The 16,559-nt window shown below is 66.3% G+C and carries 17 protein-coding genes and 1 pseudogene; 8 read left to right on the top strand and 10 right to left on the bottom strand.

From position 1 onward, the window contains the following. The first annotated feature begins 97 nt into the window (after positions 1 to 97). On the top strand, positions 98 to 1,924 hold the full coding sequence (locus tag AB0876_RS08355) for an acyl-CoA dehydrogenase C-terminal domain-containing protein (RefSeq protein WP_526041696.1): 1,827 nt from the start codon (positions 98 to 100) through the stop codon (positions 1,922 to 1,924). A 25-nt stretch (positions 1,925 to 1,949) separates the two neighbouring features. After that, positions 1,950 to 2,660: a fumarylacetoacetate hydrolase family protein gene (locus AB0876_RS08350; protein ID WP_491839530.1), complete on the top strand. Its 711-nt coding sequence runs from the start codon at positions 1,950 to 1,952 to the stop codon at positions 2,658 to 2,660. On the opposite strand, the gene AB0876_RS08345 is transcribed toward AB0876_RS08350, so the two are convergent. Continuing rightward, positions 2,626 to 3,456, bottom strand: coding sequence for an IclR family transcriptional regulator (locus AB0876_RS08345; protein ID WP_491839697.1), 831 nt, complete (start codon positions 3,454 to 3,456; stop codon positions 2,626 to 2,628). The genes AB0876_RS08350 and AB0876_RS08345 overlap by 35 nt on opposite strands. Before the next feature lie 117 nt (positions 3,457 to 3,573). Between AB0876_RS08345 and AB0876_RS08340 the strand changes: the two genes are divergently transcribed. Genes AB0876_RS08340 through AB0876_RS08330 form a run of 3 tightly spaced genes read left to right on the top strand, consistent with a single transcriptional unit; the run spans position 3,574 to position 5,838 of the window. Continuing rightward, positions 3,574 to 4,626, top strand: coding sequence for a zinc-binding dehydrogenase (locus tag AB0876_RS08340; protein ID WP_526041695.1), 1,053 nt, complete (start codon positions 3,574 to 3,576; stop codon positions 4,624 to 4,626). Continuing rightward, positions 4,623 to 5,027 (top strand): nuclear transport factor 2 family protein, encoded by a 405-nt coding sequence (locus tag AB0876_RS08335; RefSeq protein WP_526041694.1) that lies wholly within the window; start codon positions 4,623 to 4,625, stop codon positions 5,025 to 5,027. The genes AB0876_RS08340 and AB0876_RS08335 overlap by 4 nt, the downstream gene beginning before the upstream one ends. Continuing rightward, a complete protein-coding gene (locus tag AB0876_RS08330; RefSeq protein ID WP_526041693.1) occupies positions 5,020 to 5,838 on the top strand; it encodes an SDR family NAD(P)-dependent oxidoreductase in 819 nt (272 codons plus the stop codon). Before AB0876_RS08335 ends, AB0876_RS08330 begins: the two co-directional genes overlap by 8 nt. Positions 5,839 to 6,107: 269 nt before the next feature. Here the strand turns inward: AB0876_RS08330 and AB0876_RS08325 are convergent. Continuing rightward, a pseudogene (locus tag AB0876_RS08325) lies at positions 6,108 to 7,607 on the bottom strand (DUF222 domain-containing protein); the annotation flags it as partial. A 30-nt stretch (positions 7,608 to 7,637) separates the two neighbouring features. Next, a complete protein-coding gene (locus AB0876_RS08320; protein ID WP_064961132.1) occupies positions 7,638 to 8,531 on the bottom strand; it encodes a mycobacterial-type methylenetetrahydrofolate reductase in 894 nt (297 codons plus the stop codon). A 144-nt stretch (positions 8,532 to 8,675) separates the two neighbouring features. On the opposite strand from AB0876_RS08320, the gene AB0876_RS08315 reads away from it, so the two are divergent. Continuing rightward, positions 8,676 to 9,437, top strand: a complete 762-nt coding sequence (locus AB0876_RS08315; RefSeq protein ID WP_491839522.1) for an alpha/beta hydrolase family protein — start codon at positions 8,676 to 8,678, stop codon at positions 9,435 to 9,437. A gap of 9 nt (positions 9,438 to 9,446) precedes the next feature. Then, complete coding sequence (locus tag AB0876_RS08310) at positions 9,447 to 9,899, top strand: 6,7-dimethyl-8-ribityllumazine synthase (RefSeq protein WP_491839521.1); 453 nt, start codon at positions 9,447 to 9,449, stop codon at positions 9,897 to 9,899. Here AB0876_RS08310 and AB0876_RS08305 read toward each other — a convergent pair. From AB0876_RS08305 to AB0876_RS08290, 4 genes are all read right to left on the bottom strand, one after another. Next, positions 9,896 to 11,257, bottom strand: coding sequence for an FAD-dependent oxidoreductase (locus AB0876_RS08305; RefSeq protein ID WP_491839520.1), 1,362 nt, complete (start codon positions 11,255 to 11,257; stop codon positions 9,896 to 9,898). The two genes, AB0876_RS08310 and AB0876_RS08305, sit on opposite strands and share 4 nt — an antisense overlap. A gap of 76 nt (positions 11,258 to 11,333) precedes the next feature. Beyond that, entirely contained in the window at positions 11,334 to 12,239 is a 906-nt protein-coding gene (locus tag AB0876_RS08300; RefSeq protein ID WP_491839519.1) for an alpha/beta hydrolase, read from the bottom strand. 34 nt (positions 12,240 to 12,273) lie between these two features. Further along, complete coding sequence (locus AB0876_RS08295) at positions 12,274 to 13,230, bottom strand: helix-turn-helix transcriptional regulator (protein WP_491839518.1); 957 nt, start codon at positions 13,228 to 13,230, stop codon at positions 12,274 to 12,276. Positions 13,231 to 13,328: 98 nt separating this feature from the next. Then, complete coding sequence (locus AB0876_RS08290; protein ID WP_491839517.1) at positions 13,329 to 13,727, bottom strand: STAS domain-containing protein; 399 nt, start codon at positions 13,725 to 13,727, stop codon at positions 13,329 to 13,331. A 410-nt stretch (positions 13,728 to 14,137) separates the two neighbouring features. Here AB0876_RS08290 and AB0876_RS08285 point away from each other — a divergent pair, with 410 nt between their 5' ends. Further along, complete coding sequence (locus tag AB0876_RS08285) at positions 14,138 to 14,758, top strand: TetR/AcrR family transcriptional regulator (RefSeq protein WP_064932302.1); 621 nt, start codon at positions 14,138 to 14,140, stop codon at positions 14,756 to 14,758. On the opposite strand, the gene AB0876_RS08280 is transcribed toward AB0876_RS08285, so the two are convergent. The 3 genes from AB0876_RS08280 to AB0876_RS08270 all read right to left on the bottom strand — a co-directional run bounded on the left by AB0876_RS08280 (position 14,737) and on the right by AB0876_RS08270 (position 16,522). Next, complete coding sequence (locus AB0876_RS08280; RefSeq protein ID WP_526041692.1) at positions 14,737 to 15,177, bottom strand: hypothetical protein; 441 nt, start codon at positions 15,175 to 15,177, stop codon at positions 14,737 to 14,739. The genes AB0876_RS08285 and AB0876_RS08280 overlap by 22 nt on opposite strands. Before the next feature lie 66 nt (positions 15,178 to 15,243). Beyond that, a complete protein-coding gene (locus AB0876_RS08275; protein WP_491839515.1) occupies positions 15,244 to 15,783 on the bottom strand; it encodes a hypothetical protein in 540 nt (179 codons plus the stop codon). Between the two features lie 139 nt (positions 15,784 to 15,922). Continuing rightward, a complete protein-coding gene (locus tag AB0876_RS08270; RefSeq protein ID WP_491839514.1) occupies positions 15,923 to 16,522 on the bottom strand; it encodes a TetR/AcrR family transcriptional regulator in 600 nt (199 codons plus the stop codon). Positions 16,523 to 16,559 lie beyond the last annotated feature (37 nt).

The raw sequence follows: 16,559 nt of genomic DNA, 5'->3' as shown, positions 1-16,559 counted from the left end.
CATCAGATACTGAACTGGCAACCTCCGGTTCCGTAGCCGTAGGTTGCTGCAACCTACGCTTGCGTACCCCGTCAGGACTGGTCGACGCTGACGGATCGTGGGTCACTACATCGCGAACGTTCGCGACATCGAATTCAATCTCTTCCAGGTTCTGGCCTTGGGGCCGGTCATCGACTCGGGCGCATTCGGCGACCTCGACACCGAGACCGCGCGCACCATGCTCGACGAGGTCGCGCGCTTTGCCGAAGGTGTTGTCGCAGAATCGTTCGTCGACGCCGACCGCAACCCTCCCGAGTTCGATCCGGCCAGCCACGACATCACCGTGCCGGGACCACTCGCCAAGACCGTGCAGGCCGTCAAGGACGCCGAGTGGTGGCGCGTCGGGCTCGCCGAGAACGCCGGTGGCACAGCGGCGCCCGCGTCGTTGGTGTGGGCGATCCAGGAAATGGTCATGTCCGCCAACCCGTCGGCGATGTTCTTCTACGGTCTCGGCCCGGCGATGGCACACACGCTGGCCGAGGTCGGCACCGAAGAGCAGCAGCGCTGGGCGCGCATGAGCATGGACAAGGGGTGGGCCGGCACCATGGTGCTGACCGAGCCCGATGCCGGGTCTGATGTGGGAGCCGGGCGCACCAAGGCCATCGCACAGCCCGACGGCACCTGGCACATCGACGGGGTGAAGCGCTTCATCTCCGGCGGCGACGTCGGCGATACCGCCGAGAACGTCTTCCACCTGGTGCTGGCCCGCCCCGAGGGCGCCGGGCCCGGCACGAAGGGGCTGAGCCTGTTCTACGTCCCGAAGTTCCATTTCGACTCGGAGACCCTCGAACTCGGGGAGCGCAACGGTGTATACGTCACCGGGCTCGAGCACAAGATGGGCATCAAATCCTCGCCGACGTGCGAGGTCACCTTCGGCGCGCACGGCACCCCGGCCGTCGGTTATCTCGTCGGCGACGTACACAACGGCATCGCCCAGATGTTCCGCGTGATCGAGAACGCCCGCATGACCGTCGGGGTGAAGTCGGCCGGAACCCTGTCCACCGGCTACCTCAACGCCCTGGCGTTCGCCAAGGACCGCATCCAGGGCTCCGACATGCTCAAGATGACCGACAAGACCGCACCGCGGGTCGCGATCATCGAGCACCCCGATGTCCGACGCAGCCTGCTCACCCAGAAGGCCTACGCGGAGGGCCTACGGTCGGTGTACCTGTACACCGCCGCGCACCAGGATTCCGTGGTGGCGCAACATGTCTCGGGCGCGGACGCCGAATTGGCCCATCGCGTCAACGATCTGCTGCTGCCGATCGTGAAGGGCGTCGGCTCCGAGCGGGCCTACGAACTGCTGACCGAATCGCTGCAGACCCTGGGCGGTTCCGGCTACCTGCAGGACTACCCGATCGAGCAGTACATCCGTGACGCCAAGATCGACTCGCTCTACGAGGGCACCACCGCCATCCAGGCCCTGGACTTCTTCTTCCGCAAGATCGTCCGCGATCAGGGCAGCGCGCTGGCCCACGTCGCGGCCCAGATCTCGGCAACGTTGGAAGCCGTGGGTGGGCTGGAGCCTGAGATCGCCCGGCTCGCCACGGCGCTGAACGACGTGCAGTCGATGGCCGCCACCCTCACCGGCTACCTCATGGCAGCACAGGAACAGCCCGAGCAGCTCTACAAGGTCGGCCTCGGTTCGGTGCGGTTCCTGCTGGCGGTGGGCGATCTGCTGATCGGCTGGCGGCTGCTGGCCGGCGCGCAGGTCGCTCAGGCCGCGCTGACAACCGCCACCGATCGCGACCGTCCGTTCTACGAAGGCAAGATGGCTGTGGCGAAGTTCTTCGCGCACAACATGTTGCCGATCCTGACGGCGGTGCGTGAGGTCGTCGAGTCGGTCGACGGCGACGTGATGCAACTGGACAACGACGCGTTCTGACGTCGCGCCGGGGAAGATGGTTCGCATGGCCGACTTCGTGATCGCTCCCCCGCCGCAGGCATCGCTACCCGTCAGCGGCGGGGCCGGACGCTTTCCGATCCGCCGGGTGTTCTGCGTGGGGCGCAACTACGCGGCCCACGCACGGGAGATGGGCAAGGACCCCGACCGGGAGCCGCCGTTCTTCTTCATGAAGCCGGCCGACGCCGTGATCGACGCGGCGGGCACTGTCCCGTATCCGTCGCTGACATCGTCGTTTCACCACGAGATCGAACTGGTGGTCGCGCTGGGGTCCGGTGGCAGCGAGGTGGCACCGGACGACGCGCTCGGGCTGGTCTGGGGCTACGGCGTCGGTGTCGATCTGACCCGGCGCGATCTGCAGGACGAGGCCAAGAAGCTGAGCCGGCCCTGGGATTGGGCCAAGGGGTTCGACGCGTCGGCCCCGTGCACCCCGATCCGCCCGGTCGCAGAGGTCGGTCACCCGGACAGCGGCGAGATCTGGCTGCGGGTCAACGGTGAGCTGAAGCAGCACGGCGACCTCAAGGACCTGATCTGGTCGGTGCCCGAGGTCATCAGTGCGATCTCGACGGCTGTCGACCTGGCCCCCGGCGACCTGATCTACAGCGGAACCCCCGCCGGGGTCGGGCCGATGCAGCCCGGTGACGTCATCTCCGGTGGCGTCGGAGGAGTCGCTGAATTCAGCTTCACGATCGGCCCAGCCGATCGGCAGCCCGCCTGACCCGCTGGCCGGCGGTCTCCACCTGGCGGGCGGTCATGGATCGCAATGGGTGTACCGACAGGATCAGCGCGACCCGACCGTCGGCGTCGAAGACGGGTGCGGCAATGGTGGCCACCGGCTGCGCCTTGCCTGCCGTCCCGCCGGACGGCACCAGGCCGATCGTGGCGAATTCGGCGAGCAGTTGATCGGTGATACCGCGCACATGGTCGGGCAGCCCGTCACTCGACAACGTGCCGACCAGTTGTGCCGCCCGGGTCAGGTCCGGTGTCGTCCAGTCGATGTCGTAACCACGTTCCCTGGTCTGGGCAAGCACCTCCTCGAGGCGGCCCGCCAACTCCTCGCTGAGGCCGGGCGCCCGCTCGATCCAGCTGCGTTGCTCATCTGAGCCGCCCCAGGCCGCGAACGCGACGCCGAACGGCGGTGCGTATCGGATCCGGTCGCCCGGCGCCGAGGCCGGCTGAAGGCCGGCTCCCTCGAACGCGGTGATCACCAGCTCGTCATCGAGCCGTTCGACGACCGAGGCCGCGCAGTCGAGTTCTTGTGAAAGTTCTTGGGCGGCAATGCGGGCCGCATGCGCCAGAGGTCGCGCGGCCTCCGTTCGGGCCGCCACCACCGCCAGGCCCGGGCCGAGGGCGAACGTCTTGTCAGCGGGATCGCGGATCAGCCAGCCGCGGTCGCACAAGGTCTTGAGGATGGCGTGCGCGGTGGCCTGCGTCAGGTCCAGCGCGCTGACCACATCGGAGAACCGCAACCGGGTATCACCGGCACCCGCCAGCAACTCGATCACATCGAGCACCCGATTCGTCGGCGCCGAGCCCGCACCACGCACCCTTGACTCCGTTCTGGACGGTTCCTACAGTCGACCTTGTCAATTCGAGAGATTATCTCGAATATCAGAGAATTGGTAGGTGCGATGCGCGCAGTCGTCCTCCGGGCCGGTCAACTCCAGGTCCGCGAGATCCCTGATCCCGTACCGGGTCCCGGTGAGCTTCTCCTGCGCGTGCTCAGCACCGCGATCTGCGCGTCCGACGTCCACTTCATGGACCACCCCGAACTCGGCCTCAACGATCCGACCGGCCGATCGCTCTATGACGCGGACCGTGACGTCGTACTGGGCCACGAGTTCATCGGCGAGGTCATCGGTCACGGGGCCGACTGCAGCGATCAGTTCCCCGTGGGTAGCCGAGCCACATCGATCCCCATCAGGCTGGTCAACGGTGGTGCCGACGGCGCCCACATCATCGGCCAGCACCCGGACACCCCCGGGAGTTTCGCCGAACTGCTAGTGGTGGCCGAATCGATCGCCCGCCCCGTCACCGGCGACGCCTCCGTTGACGCCGTCGCGCTGACGGACGCCTTCGCGGTCGGCGAGTTCTATGTTCGCTCAGCCAGATTGGAGCCCGGCGAGATCCCCATCGTGATCGGCGCCGGAGCGATCGGGCTGTCCGCGGTCGCGGCACTGGCCCGTCGCGGCGTCGAACCGATCATCGTCTCGGACTTCCAGGCCGACCGACGTGCCCTGGCCTGCAAGGAGTTCGGCGCCCACATCGCCGTCGACCCGGCCGAACGCTCACCGATGGACGTTTGGCGCGAGCTACGCGCCGAACGCAACCTGTGGGGCCCGGCGGTGGTGTTCGAATGCGTCGGAGCGTCGGGCCTGATCCAGAAGATCGTCGAGGAATCCGAGATGGGTACCCGGATCTACTGCGCGGGCGGTTGGTACACCGGCGACACCCTCGACATCACCACCGCCACCCGCCAGGGCGTGACCTTGCAGTTCGGCGGCGGGCCGTGGCCGCAGGACTGGTACGGAACGCTGGACGCCATCGTCGCCGGAGACCTGGACCCGACACCCAGCATCGGCATGGTGGTGCCACTCGACGAAGTTCCCGACGCGCTTGACCTGGCCCGCCGGTCGACCGGACCCGCGCGAATCATTGTGCATCCGAACGGAGACCACGCATGACCGCCCACGACGACCGCCTGGACATCATCGACGTACTCGTCCGCTACGCCACCGGGATCGACCGGCGGGACTGGCCGCTGTTCCGCACCGTCTTCACCGATGACTGCGTGCTGGACTACGGCGAGATCGGCAAGTGGAATGGAGTGGACTCCGTCACCGAGTTCATGGACCAGGTGCACGCGATGGCCGGGCACACCCTGCACCGGCTGAGCAACCATGCGATCGCAGTCGATGGCGACACCGCAACGGCCCGAACGTATGTGGACTCGCTGATCATGGCTCAAGACAACAGCTCCGGTGTCAACGGCATCGGCTTCTACGACGACGAGTTGGTCCGGACCACAGCGGGTTGGCAGATCGCGCGACGGCAGTTCACCGCGGTGCGGATAGCCAATGTCTGACTTCGCGAACCAGTACGGGCCGTGGGCGTTGGTGGCGGGCGCCTCCGACGGGGTCGGCTCGGCGATGGCCGAGGAGTTGGCGCGGCGCGGCCTCGACGTGGTGCTGCTGGCCCGCCGGCAAGAGGTTCTCGACGACGTGGCCGCGGGGATCACGGAACGTACCGGAGTGCAAACCCGAACGCTGGCAATAGATCTGGCTGTGCCAGGGGCTGCCGGTGACGTGATCGCTGCGACCGAGGATCTCGACATCGGCTTCCTGGTCTATTGTGCGGGCGCCGATCCGAACTTCCGGCCGTTCCTGTCGAGCCCCCTGTCGGATGCCGAGTCACTGGTGCAACGCAACTGCCTGGTGCCGATGCAACTGTGCCATCACTACGCGCAGCCCATGGTGGAGCGAGGCCGCGGAGGCATCGTCATCTTCGGGTCCGGGGCCGGATTCGCCGGCGGGCCGAACATGGTGGCCTACGGCGCGAGCAAGGCCTTCGACATGGTGTTCGCCGAGGCACTCTGGACCGAACTACATCCCTCGGGTGTCGACGTGCTCGGGCTGATTCTCGGTAAGACCGACACTCCTGCCCTGCGCAAGCTGGAACACGAGCGGGGCCAGATCTCCTCACCCGAGGACACTCCACCGGGCGCGGCGGCCGTCGATGATGTGGTGGCGGCGGCATTCGCAAACCTGACCGAGGGACCGACGTGCCTGGTGGGTCCCGAGATTCAGGCTGCCGCACAACTGATGGCCTCGGTGAGCCGCAACGATGCGGTGCGGTTCATCGCGCAGGCGGTCACCGCGGCGATGGGTGCGAACTAGGGCCCGCGTACTCCTTTGCCTCCGCCGGTGTAGTGGTTGCTGATGCGTTGCCATGGGTCGGGGTGGTCGAGCGGCGTCGACCCGAGCGGAATTTCCGGCTCTACGGCTTCCAGGGCGCATGGTTCTGGGTCCCAGAGGTGTTCGATGCTGGGAAGGTCAGGTTGGCAGAAGGTGCTGTCCCAGTCCGTGTTCCAGTCGAAGTCCCACTCTGCGTCCGGCTCGAACTCGGGGCCTGGCTTCACGTCCCAGTCCGGGTCTGGGTCAACCACCGGCACCGGCCGCGGCTCCGGGTCCGGGTCTTGGGTGGGGTTCGGGTCCGGCTGGGATTGTTGTTGGGGGCCTGGTGCCCGTTCCCATTCCCATGTGGGATCCGGTGCGAGGTCGGCTGGTGCGCGATCGGATTCGGGTGGGGTGAGCAGAAGTTCGGGGCGGTGAAGGTAGTTGATGCGGTTCTGGCCGTGATCCAGTTCTAGTGGCGGGTGCCACTGCACGACACCGTCGGGGGTGATGGTGGTGGTGTAGCCGCCGCCGTCATCGACCAGGCGATTATCCGGGCCACAGGCCAACGCCATCTCATCGACGTTGGTGTTGCCGCCGGCAGCCCAGTCGGCCTCGCCGTGGTGGGCTTGGCAGCCGTAGTCCCCGACATTGCAGCCCGGTTTGGTGCAGCCTCCGTCACGGGCGATGAGCATGATGCGTTGCGCCGGGCTGGCGGTACGGCGGGCCCGAAAATAGTTCAGCGCTGCGCCGGTGGCCTTGTCGAACACCGCCAGGTGATGGTTGGCGTGGCCACCCATCCGGATGACGTCTTTGATGGGCACCTTCGTCCCACCCCCGGTGATCCCGATCCCGGCGCGCGATTCCAGGTCGTGCAGGGTGGTGCGGATGATGATCGACACCGGGAGCCCGTTGAGCTGACCCAGATCGCTCATCAACGCGATCCGCCCGATCACGATCAGCGCATCGTGCTGACGCTGCGCGAGGCTGCGGTGGTCATTGTCGATTTGAGCCTGGCTCGGGGTGCCGGATGTGCAGGGTTGTTCATCGTCGGGGTTGCACATCCCGGGAGCGGCGAATTTCGCGAACAACACTTCCATGACGGCGGCGGCTTCGGGATCCAGGTTGGCCATCAACGCGGTCATACCGTCGCGGCCCTGCTTGCTCATCGTGATCGCGCGTGTGCGGGCCCGTTCGGTGTCGTCGGGTTCGGGGCCGTCCTGATCGAGCAGGAACAACCGCAACTCGGCGGTGTCTTTGAGCTCTTTGGGACCGACCCCGACCGCGACCCGGACCAGGTCGGCTTCGAACTGCTCACGAGTCACCTGATCGACAAAGCCCGGTAGCCGGTGCACCGCATCACGCAGCACCTTGACGTGATCCCCGTTGATCAACCCCGCACCTTGGGCGGCAGCGACCACGGGCAGCTCCGCAGGCAACGGCTCCCCGGTCAACGAACGCCGTGGCCCCAACTCGGCGGCCTCACCCAGGCGGCGGCTGGCTTCGGTGGTCGACAGCCGCCAGCGGATCCGCAGCACCTCGTTCCAGGTTTTGGCGCCCAACTCCTGCGCAGTGGATCCGGCTTGCAGGTGGGCCAGCAGCCGATGCGCCACCGAAGGCAGCTGGCACGTCAGGGTTTCGTACTCGTCGAGCACCGCGACCAGCTCAGCGCGGGTCAACGAACCGAAATCACACCCGGCGAACGCGTCGTACGCGGCGCGTAACCCCGCTACCGCCTGGACCGCACCCGCCACCATGAATCGAACATACATTCGACCACCGACAAGTGCGGCCGGCGCAAACTAGACCCGGTCGGGCGCCCAGTACTCCAGCATCTCGGCGAAGGTCTCGAACGCCGGCTTCGACACCCCGTAGGCCGCCTCGAAGTGGATGCTCAACGGGAAACCGAGCTCGGCCACGCCGTCGATGACCCGCTTGTAGAGGTCGAGCATCAGCCGGCGCTTGTCGGCGGGCTCCCGCTGGGCCAGGTCGGTGACGAACGCCTGCTCAGCGGCGACGGCCTCGTTGCCCGGGTCCTGGATCAGCCAGTTGATCAGACCGACCTTGGTCTCCATCTTCGGCACGAACCCGAACGACAGGAGGATCTCGGGGCGGTGATCGGTGGTCTTGGCGAGCTCGGTCAGGAACTCGACGATGGCGTCGGAGTACAGCAGCTGGGTCATGCCGTATGTCGCGCCCTGGTCGCACTTGAAGTTGAACCTGCCCTGCTCGCCCTCACGGGTGGGGATCAGGATGGCGCCGCGGTTGGGCACCAGGTCCTCATAGGTCGACAGGGCGTCGGTCGGGGCCACACCCTCGCCCTCGCCGTCTTTCATCGTCCGAGGCACGCCGACGAAGGCGATGCCCTCGAAACCCGCCGCACTCAGATCGGTCAGGCGCTTGCCCAGCGCCTCGGAGTCCAGGAACGAGGTGACCTGTGTGCACAGACCGCGCATGCCGGGCAGCTCGGGCCGGAGGATGTTCCAGTAGTCCAGGACATCCATCCGCGGCTTCATCTCGATCGGACGGTCGTCGTCCTCGTCGATCATCCCGGGGATCATCACGTGGCGGATCCGGCCTTCGATACCGGTCTCAGATGCCAAGGCGAGCACTTTTCGCGCCTCGTCAACGGGGTACTGCACACCGCGATCAAGGGTCGGCGGGACGAGTTCCAGCGCGATGGTGTTCAGAGGCACCTGATTGCTCCACACTCTCATTACATTCAGACACGGCGTCACGGGCAGCGTTGACCATGACCGGCCGGTCCATCCACCCTACGGAGCCAGATCGTGCGACCACACAGGTACCTCCGCCAATCCGCGGCGTGGTAGACCACCTGCATGGCTGAGCGCGTCACATTCCCCAGTTCGACGGGCCCGATGCTGGCCGGGGTGATCGATCGGCCCGTCGGACCGGTCCGCGGCTGGGGCGTGTTCTCGCACGGCTTCACCCTCGGCAAGGACTCTCCCGCCGCCTCGCGCATCTGCAAACAGCTGGCTGCCGACGGCATAGGGATGCTGCGCTACGACGCACTCGGCCTGGGCGGGTCCGAGGGTGACTGGGGTGACGGCTCGTTCACCCACAAGACCCAGGACATCATCGAGGCCTGCAAGTTCATGGCCGAGCGCGGCACCCCGGCCGACATCCTGATCGGACATTCGTGGGGCGGTTCGGCCGTCATTGCCGCGGCCCGACGATCACCGGGTGTCCGGGCGGTGGTGACCGTGGGTGCACCGTTCGATCCCACACACGTCGAGCGTCAGTACGACGCAGTGATCGAGCAGGTCTGCGCCGAGGGCAGCGGGCAGTGGATGGTCGGCGGGAAGACCCTGACCCTCAAGCGCGCATTCGTCGAAGATGTCCGAGCCACGGAACTGCTCGACAAGATCAAGGGCCTCAAGATGCCACTGCTCATCCTGCACTCCCCGACCGACAACACCGTCGGCATCAAGAACGCCAGCGACATCTTCTGGGCCGCCCGCCATCCGCGCAGTTTCGTCTCGCTGGAAGGTTCCGAACACCTGCTGACCGGGCCCGGGCAGGCCAAACGCGCCGGACGAATCATCGGCGCCTGGGCCGACGCCTACCTCGACGTGCGATAGCGTCGCTACATGTCTGACGCAGCCACTCAGATCGCGTTCGTGCAAGCCACCTGGCATCGCAATATCGTCGACAAGGCCCGAGAGGGGTTCACCGAGCAGATCGGCACCCATGGCTTCGACGGCACGGCGTGCGAGTTCTTCGAGGTGCCCGGCGCCTTCGAAATTCCGCTCACCGCAAAGCGTCTGGCACTCACCGGACGTTACCGGGCGATCGTCGCGGCCGGGCTCGTGGTCGACGGCGGCATCTACCGCCACGAGTTCGTGGCCACCGCGGTGATCGACGGTCTGATGCGCGTGCAGCTCGACACCGAGGTGCCGGTGTTCTCGGTCGTGCTCACCCCGCATCACTTCCACGAACACGACGAGCACATCGACTACTTCACCAAGCACTTCGTCAAGAAGGGCGCGGAGGCGGCCAACGCCGTCGCGGCCACCCTGGCATTGCACAGCTCGCTGGATTAGTCGCGCACCAGGGCGTCACGGCCGGCCCGGATCATGTCTTCTCGGGCCACCACCTTCACCCGCTCACGCCCCTGCACTTCTCCCAAGGAGACCTCGTGGGCATCGAGGCGCTCCCATTCCGCCCACGTGGTGTAGTCGACACCGTTGGCCGACAGGTGCTCGAGTATCGCGTCAGGATCGCGAGTTTCGGGAGTCCGCAGGCCCGGCAGGTCGTTGAGCAGGCTCGCGACGGTTTCGGCCGCATCGGACTTGGTGTGTCCGATCAACCCGATCGGGCCTCGCTTGATCCACCCCGTCACGTACGCGGCGTCGATCAACCCACCGTCGATATCCAGCACCCGGCCCGCGTCATTCGGGACGACGCCCGCGTGGTGGTCGAACGGCAGCTCCGCCAGATGCGATGACAGATAACCCACGGCGCGGTACACCGCTTCCACCGGCCAATCGGTGAATTCTCCTGTGCCGCGGACATTCCCGTCGCCGCACAGTTCGGTGCGCTCGGTGCGCAGGCCCTCGACTCGCTCCGTGCCCAGCACCTCGACCGGCGACTGGCACAGGTGAAGGTGAATGCGGTGCGCCGCACCGGTGGGCTCGCGCTGCAGATACTTCATCATGGTGTCCACCACGAGCCTGGTCGACTTGCTCGTGTTGATCGCGTGCTGGCTGGCCTCGTCGATCTCGAAACCCTCCGGATGCACGATGACGTCGACGCTGGGTGAGTGCGACAGCTCGCGAAACTCCATGGGGCTGAACTTGATCTGTGCCGGCCCGCGGCGGGCGAAGACGTGGACGTCGGTGGCCTGGTTGGCGGCCAACCCCTGGTAGACGTTGCCGGGTATCTCGGTGCTGAGTTGTTCGTCAGCCGGCTTGGCCAGCATGCGCGCGATGTCGAGTGCCACGTTGCCCGCACCGAGCACCGCGACGTGCTTCGCGGTCAGCGGCCACGTACGGGGTACGTCGGGATGCCCGTCGTACCAGGACACGAAGTCGGCGGCACCGTAGCTTCCCGGCAGATCGATGCCCGGGATGTCCAGCTGCCGGTCGGCCCTGGCCCCGGTGGAGAAGATCACCGCGTCATAGTGGCGGCGCAGATCGGCCAACCGCAGATCCGTGCCGTAGTGGACATTGCCGATGAACCGCACGCTGTTCTCGTCACGGGAGAGCACCCGTCGCAGGGCCTTGATGATCTCCTTGATCCGCGGATGATCCGGGGCGACTCCGTAACGCACGAGTCCGTACGGGGCAGGCAACCGGTCGAATACGTCGACGCGCGCGTGCTCGTACTCCTTGGTCAGGATGTCGGCGGCGTAGATGCCGGCCGGGCCCGCGCCGATGACTGCTACCTGGATCTTCCTCATGCCAGCCCTTCTATTTAGGTAAGGCAAGCCTAAATAGAAGGTGCGGCCGTGTGAGGTCTTCCCTACGAGATCCCCGTCACGGTGCGGTGGCGCGCCGGACGTGCCCGGCGATGTGGTCGTAGACCTTCCTGGTGACGTCGACGTTGTTGCTCATGATGTTGTAGCCGTGGTCGACGTCGGGCACTTCGTAGTACTCGGCCAGGGCGCCGACCGCCTCGAGTTTCTCGGCGTATCGCCACGCCTCGTCGCGCAACCGGTCGTACTCGGCGGTGACGATCAGCGCCGGGGCGATGCCCTCGATTCCGTCGGCGTTCGCGCCCCAGGCCGGGGACGCCAGCCGATCGGTGCGACGGGCCCGATCGGGTATGTAGGCGGTGTCGAAGACCTCGCCCATCCACGGCTTCAACACGGCCTTGGCGCCCACCGGGGAGTGTTTGTCCTTGGTGGCGGTGACCAGATCCAGCGGTGGATAGTGCAGGACCTGTAGCGCGATCCGCGGTCCGCCGCCCTCCAGCGCCAGCCGCGCGGCCGCCGCGGACAAGCTGCCGCCCGCACTCTGCCCGCCCACACACAACCGGCCGCCGTCCCAGTCATGCTCGGGCTTGGAGACCCAGCTCAGTACGTCATAGATCTGTTCAGCCGGGGCGGGAAACCGACGGTGCGGGGCCAACAGGTAATCGACGTTGATCACAACGACATTCGCGTGTGCGGCGAGGAAACGACACCACGGGTCGTCCTGCTCCCGGTGTCCGACGACGAAACCTCCGCCGTGCACGTTCACGTACACCGCGGGCTTCCCCTCGCCGGCCGCCGGGTGATACACCGTGGCGGCAACGTCACCGTGACGGGTCGGGATCGTGATCAGCGTTGTGCGGCCAGGTATTTCGGGGAACCGAACGGCGCTCATGGGCCCCGGCCGCACTCCTACGGAGAACAATCGGGCCAGGGCATCAGCCAACATCGGTGTGGACAGTATGGACACGATTTCCTTCGCATGAGCGGTGAGTTCAATTGTTTCAACCGAGAGTGTCCGACGGATTCTCACCGAAAGTATGCCGATAGGCAGCCGCGAAACGCCCGGTATGGGCGAATCCCCAGCGAGCCGCGACGGCCTGCACCGTCGTTGTCGCCGGATCGGCGTTCAGCAGCTGGCGCCGGGCGAGGTCCAGACGCACCCGGCGCAGATATCCCATCGGCGAGACCTCGAGGTGGCGCCGGAACATGTATTGCAACGCGCGGGGCGTGACGTAAACCGCCTCGGCGATGTCGGCGAGGGCGATATCGCGGTCGGCGTTGGCTTCGATATAGGCGATGGCTCGCCGCAGCAGCGCCGGTTTCGCGTCGCGCCGATCGGTGGGACCGGGTTCGAGCCCGGCATTGGTCGGCATCGTGGAGACCACGGTCGCAGCCAGCATCGAGGCGGTCGTCGAGGCCAGCAGCGGCGGCACGGGACCACTCCTGCCCTGCACCACCGAGCGCACGTACTCGATCGCGACGGTGAGCTGGTACCCCGCCTGCGGCGATATCGGACGATGGCCGGTGAACCGCACGGGTCCGCCCGGTTCGCCGGGACCCGTCGTCGCGACGCGCCCCAGTAATCCGGTGTCGAACATCGTCAGGTCGTAGCCGGCCCGGCAGACCCGGCCCGAGTAGGGAAGTTCCGGCGGCGAGAACAACGTGACGTCTCCGGGCCCGAACACATCCTGCGGTTCGCCGATGAAGTTCTCCTCGATACGGCCGGAGTGCACTCGGCACAGGCAAATCCGGTTCAGCGGATCGGCGTCATACGACATGTGATAGTCGAGCTCGAGTTCGTCGAAACTGATGGACCCCAGCCACTTCCGGACGATGCGCGTCGTCGGGCGCTCCCCCGGGCCCCGGCCGATGGACATCTTCGTGTAGGCGCGCGCCAGGAAGTCCTCGGTTTCGCCGAGGTTCGTACTGGTGAAATCCAGATCTTCGTTCGCCGTCATCACGTTTCGCTCGAGGTGGACTCACTGGGGCGCGGTCGCAGCCCCAGAAAGCCATCCTACCTGCATCGCTTACGTTGTAAACGGCAACAGCGGGCCGATCAGCCGGAACCAGCCGTCGCGCCCGTGAGGCCCACGACGGGCAGGTGATGGTCCGCGAACACCTTCAGTAGCGGACGCAACGCACTCCCGGCCACCACGTGCCAGGCCGCGTGCCCTTGGTTGCACTCGTCGGCGAATGTCAACAGTTCGCGGAAACCACTGACCGCCATGAAATCCACCGCGCGTAGATCCAGGACGAAGGGGGTCCCCGGCTGAATGAGCCGGCGGATCGCGGCGATCAATCGGTCCGCGTTGCAGATATCGATTTCCCCCTCGACCACCAGCACAGTGGCCGGGCCACGGATATGCGCCGAGACCCGCGCGCCGGCGCAGTCGACGACCGTGGTGTCGGAGGAACGGACCGGACGCAGCCGATCCGCGTAGTGAACTGCAGTCATGATGACACTCCATCGCCTAGCTACAAGGGAGCGAGGTGCGACCCTCGATCACACGACTTCGGCTGTGTCCTCAACCGCATTGAGGCTATCGCGATCGCCGCAGGCGGGGATCGATTCGGATTCCGGCGCACGAGCCTTCGATAATTCGAAACGCGTTTAGCCACTGATATTTTCGACTCCAATGAGACGGCTCGGCGACTGATGAGGATTTCGTTGCCTGGATCGACCCACACCGCCGGATGTTCGTTTATTGACCCGCACGTTTGCGGCACCGTGTCACGGGCCATGTTCAGTCAATTATGTGAATCCGGCCACCCGCGGATGGCAAAGGCCCCGGAAAGTCCTGGACATCGGTCCAATCCCGATAAACGTGAACATGGCTCATGTCAGTGATGTGCGACGATTCAGACGTGGTCACCCACAAGCCACTACGGCGCCGCCAACCAGTACAGGAGCGCAGCAGACGACGCGTCGAGCGCATCCGGGCTGCGGCGCTCGAGCTGCTCGAGACTCAGGGAGTCGACGCCGTCACCACCCGGGCGATCGCCCACCGTGCCGAAGTTCCGGTCGCAACGGTGTATCAGTTCTTCCCGAACCGGGATGCGATCCTGCAGGAGATCGTCACCGACCACCTGGACCGCCGCGATGCCGAGGGCGCAGCAGTCCTGGCCGCGCTGGCGCCGACCAGCCTCGCCGAGGTCGCCCACGGCATCTTCGAATTCCACTACGAACACCTGCGGAACCATCCGCATCTGGTCAACTTGCACTACACCAGCCTGGCGAGTGGACAACTCGCCGATCCGCGAGTGCGCCGGGCCGAGTTCGCCACCGCGTTGCATGCCGGCCTGCTGCACTGGGGGCTGCTGCGAGAGGGCACCGATCCGCTGGTGACGATGGTCGCCGTCGAGATGGGTGATCGCCTGCTGGAGATGGCCTTTCACGCCGGCCCCGAGAAGGACCGCGCGATTCTCACCGAGGGCGAACAGGCGCTCACCCAGTACCTGCAGGCCTACGCCGCACCCACCGCCTGATCAAAGCCACCGGCGCGGAGTTGCTTGGCCAGCGCGAACCGGGTGAGCGTGCCGACGAACCGATCGAGTTGCGAGGGCCGGGCGCGCATCCGCGAACCGAAGGTCCATTGCCCATCACAGCGTTCGAGCACGAGCTCCTCCACCGGCTCGTCGAACACCGGGGTCGCCACGCCCGGCGAGCTCGCATCAGTCCAGTTTTCGACGATGTGCACCTGTAGGCGGTTGCCGTCGACCCGCCGGACCAGTAGCGACGTCGGCGTGGCCGACACGGCGACGGTGGTGGTTTCGAAGTCGCCGCCGATCCCGACCTGGACGACGTCGTCGACGAGCGGAACACTCAGCCAGGTGGTTCCGGGCCGGAGTTGGTCCAGCAGCCGGTCCAGACCGGCCGTCTGCAGGGGCGACGAACACGCACGCATACCGTTAATGATTATCATTTTCATCAATTGCCCTCAACTTCTCGGGCAACTGCGCAGCTCAGCGGGTCAGCGGCGGGCCCCGCTGCCACCGACTTCGGCGGCCAGTGGCGGCGGCAACGGTGTCGTCGGTGTGGGCGACGCGGTGGCCGGAGCGGGAGCCGCGCCCGGACTCTTCACCGAGTCCTGTGTGGCGGGCGAACCGGGGCGGTGAAAGTCGATCATCGCCTCCTCCCGGATCACCTTCTCCCCCACACTGAGCACCAGTGACTTCGCCGTCACCAGGTATTCGATCCCGGCGTTGTCCACCCGGAACGCGCCGTCGTCGTTGCGCGTCGCGGGCACGATCAGCTTGGCGCCGTCGCGCAGCCGGACACCGCGGTACTCGTACTTGCCGCCCGCCACCGAACAGATCGCCACCCGCGAGGCGTCAGTGCTGCCGTACAGCACGGTGGCGTCCGCACTCGAACACCGGGCCGTCGAGTCGACGTACCCGCGGCCGTCACTGGCCGGCGCGGCCGACGCCGACGGAACACCCACCGCGAGCAACGTGACACCCGCCGTCACCGCAGCGGTGAGACAGCGACGCGGGGACCAGACACCAGACATCGGTTACCACTGAACCACGGCTTTGCTGCTTACGAGAGCGTCAACCCCGAGACAGCACCGAATCGTTAGGTCCCCGCAATACAACCGGTTCTGACGGGGAGAACACCCACGGGATCCGTCGGTAGCCCGCGGGCGGGTTCTAGGACGCCAGGCTGCGCATGGTCCTCACCACGAAGTCGTCCAGCAGGGCGTCGCGGGTGGGCCAGTCGTTGGTGGTGATCAGCAGGGCATAGAAACCGAGCAGGAAGAACACCGCGCTGTTCCACGGGCTGACGTCGGCGGCGACCTCACCTTGCTGCTGGGCCAGTTCGATCTCGCGCGCGACACCCGAGATCACAGGATGCTCCTGGCTGTCCGGCGCAGGGGGACGGGTCTGCGAGAAATGCAGGGCCAGAAAGTCTTTGAACAACACGCCACCAAGCCGTCGCTCCAGGCCGACGACGAGCCGCATCGACTCGCGCAGTCCGTCCTCCAGGGTGTGCGGCTTCTTGAGGAACTGCGTGTACAGCTTGGCGATACGTACCTCTTCGCGCTGCTCGAGTTCCAGCAGCACATGTTCCTTGGTGGGGAAGTGAAAGAAGAACGTGCCGTGTGCGACACCAGCCGCAGTGACGATCGTGCCCACATCCGCTTCGGCCATCCCGGCGCGCTTGAACTCGGCGATCGCCGCACCCATCAACCGCTCGCGCGTCTGTAGGCGCTTCGCCTCACGCGCGGACAGCCCGTCTGCCACAGCCATTCCATTCCTTCGCGTTGACCGGGCCCAACGCGCCCGA

This window comes from Mycobacterium sp. NPDC049093 (assembly GCF_040704635.1).
In the GTDB taxonomy this organism is placed as follows: Bacteria; Actinomycetota; Actinomycetes; order Mycobacteriales; family Mycobacteriaceae; genus Mycobacterium.
This window is presented reverse-complemented; position numbering and strand designations above follow the sequence as displayed.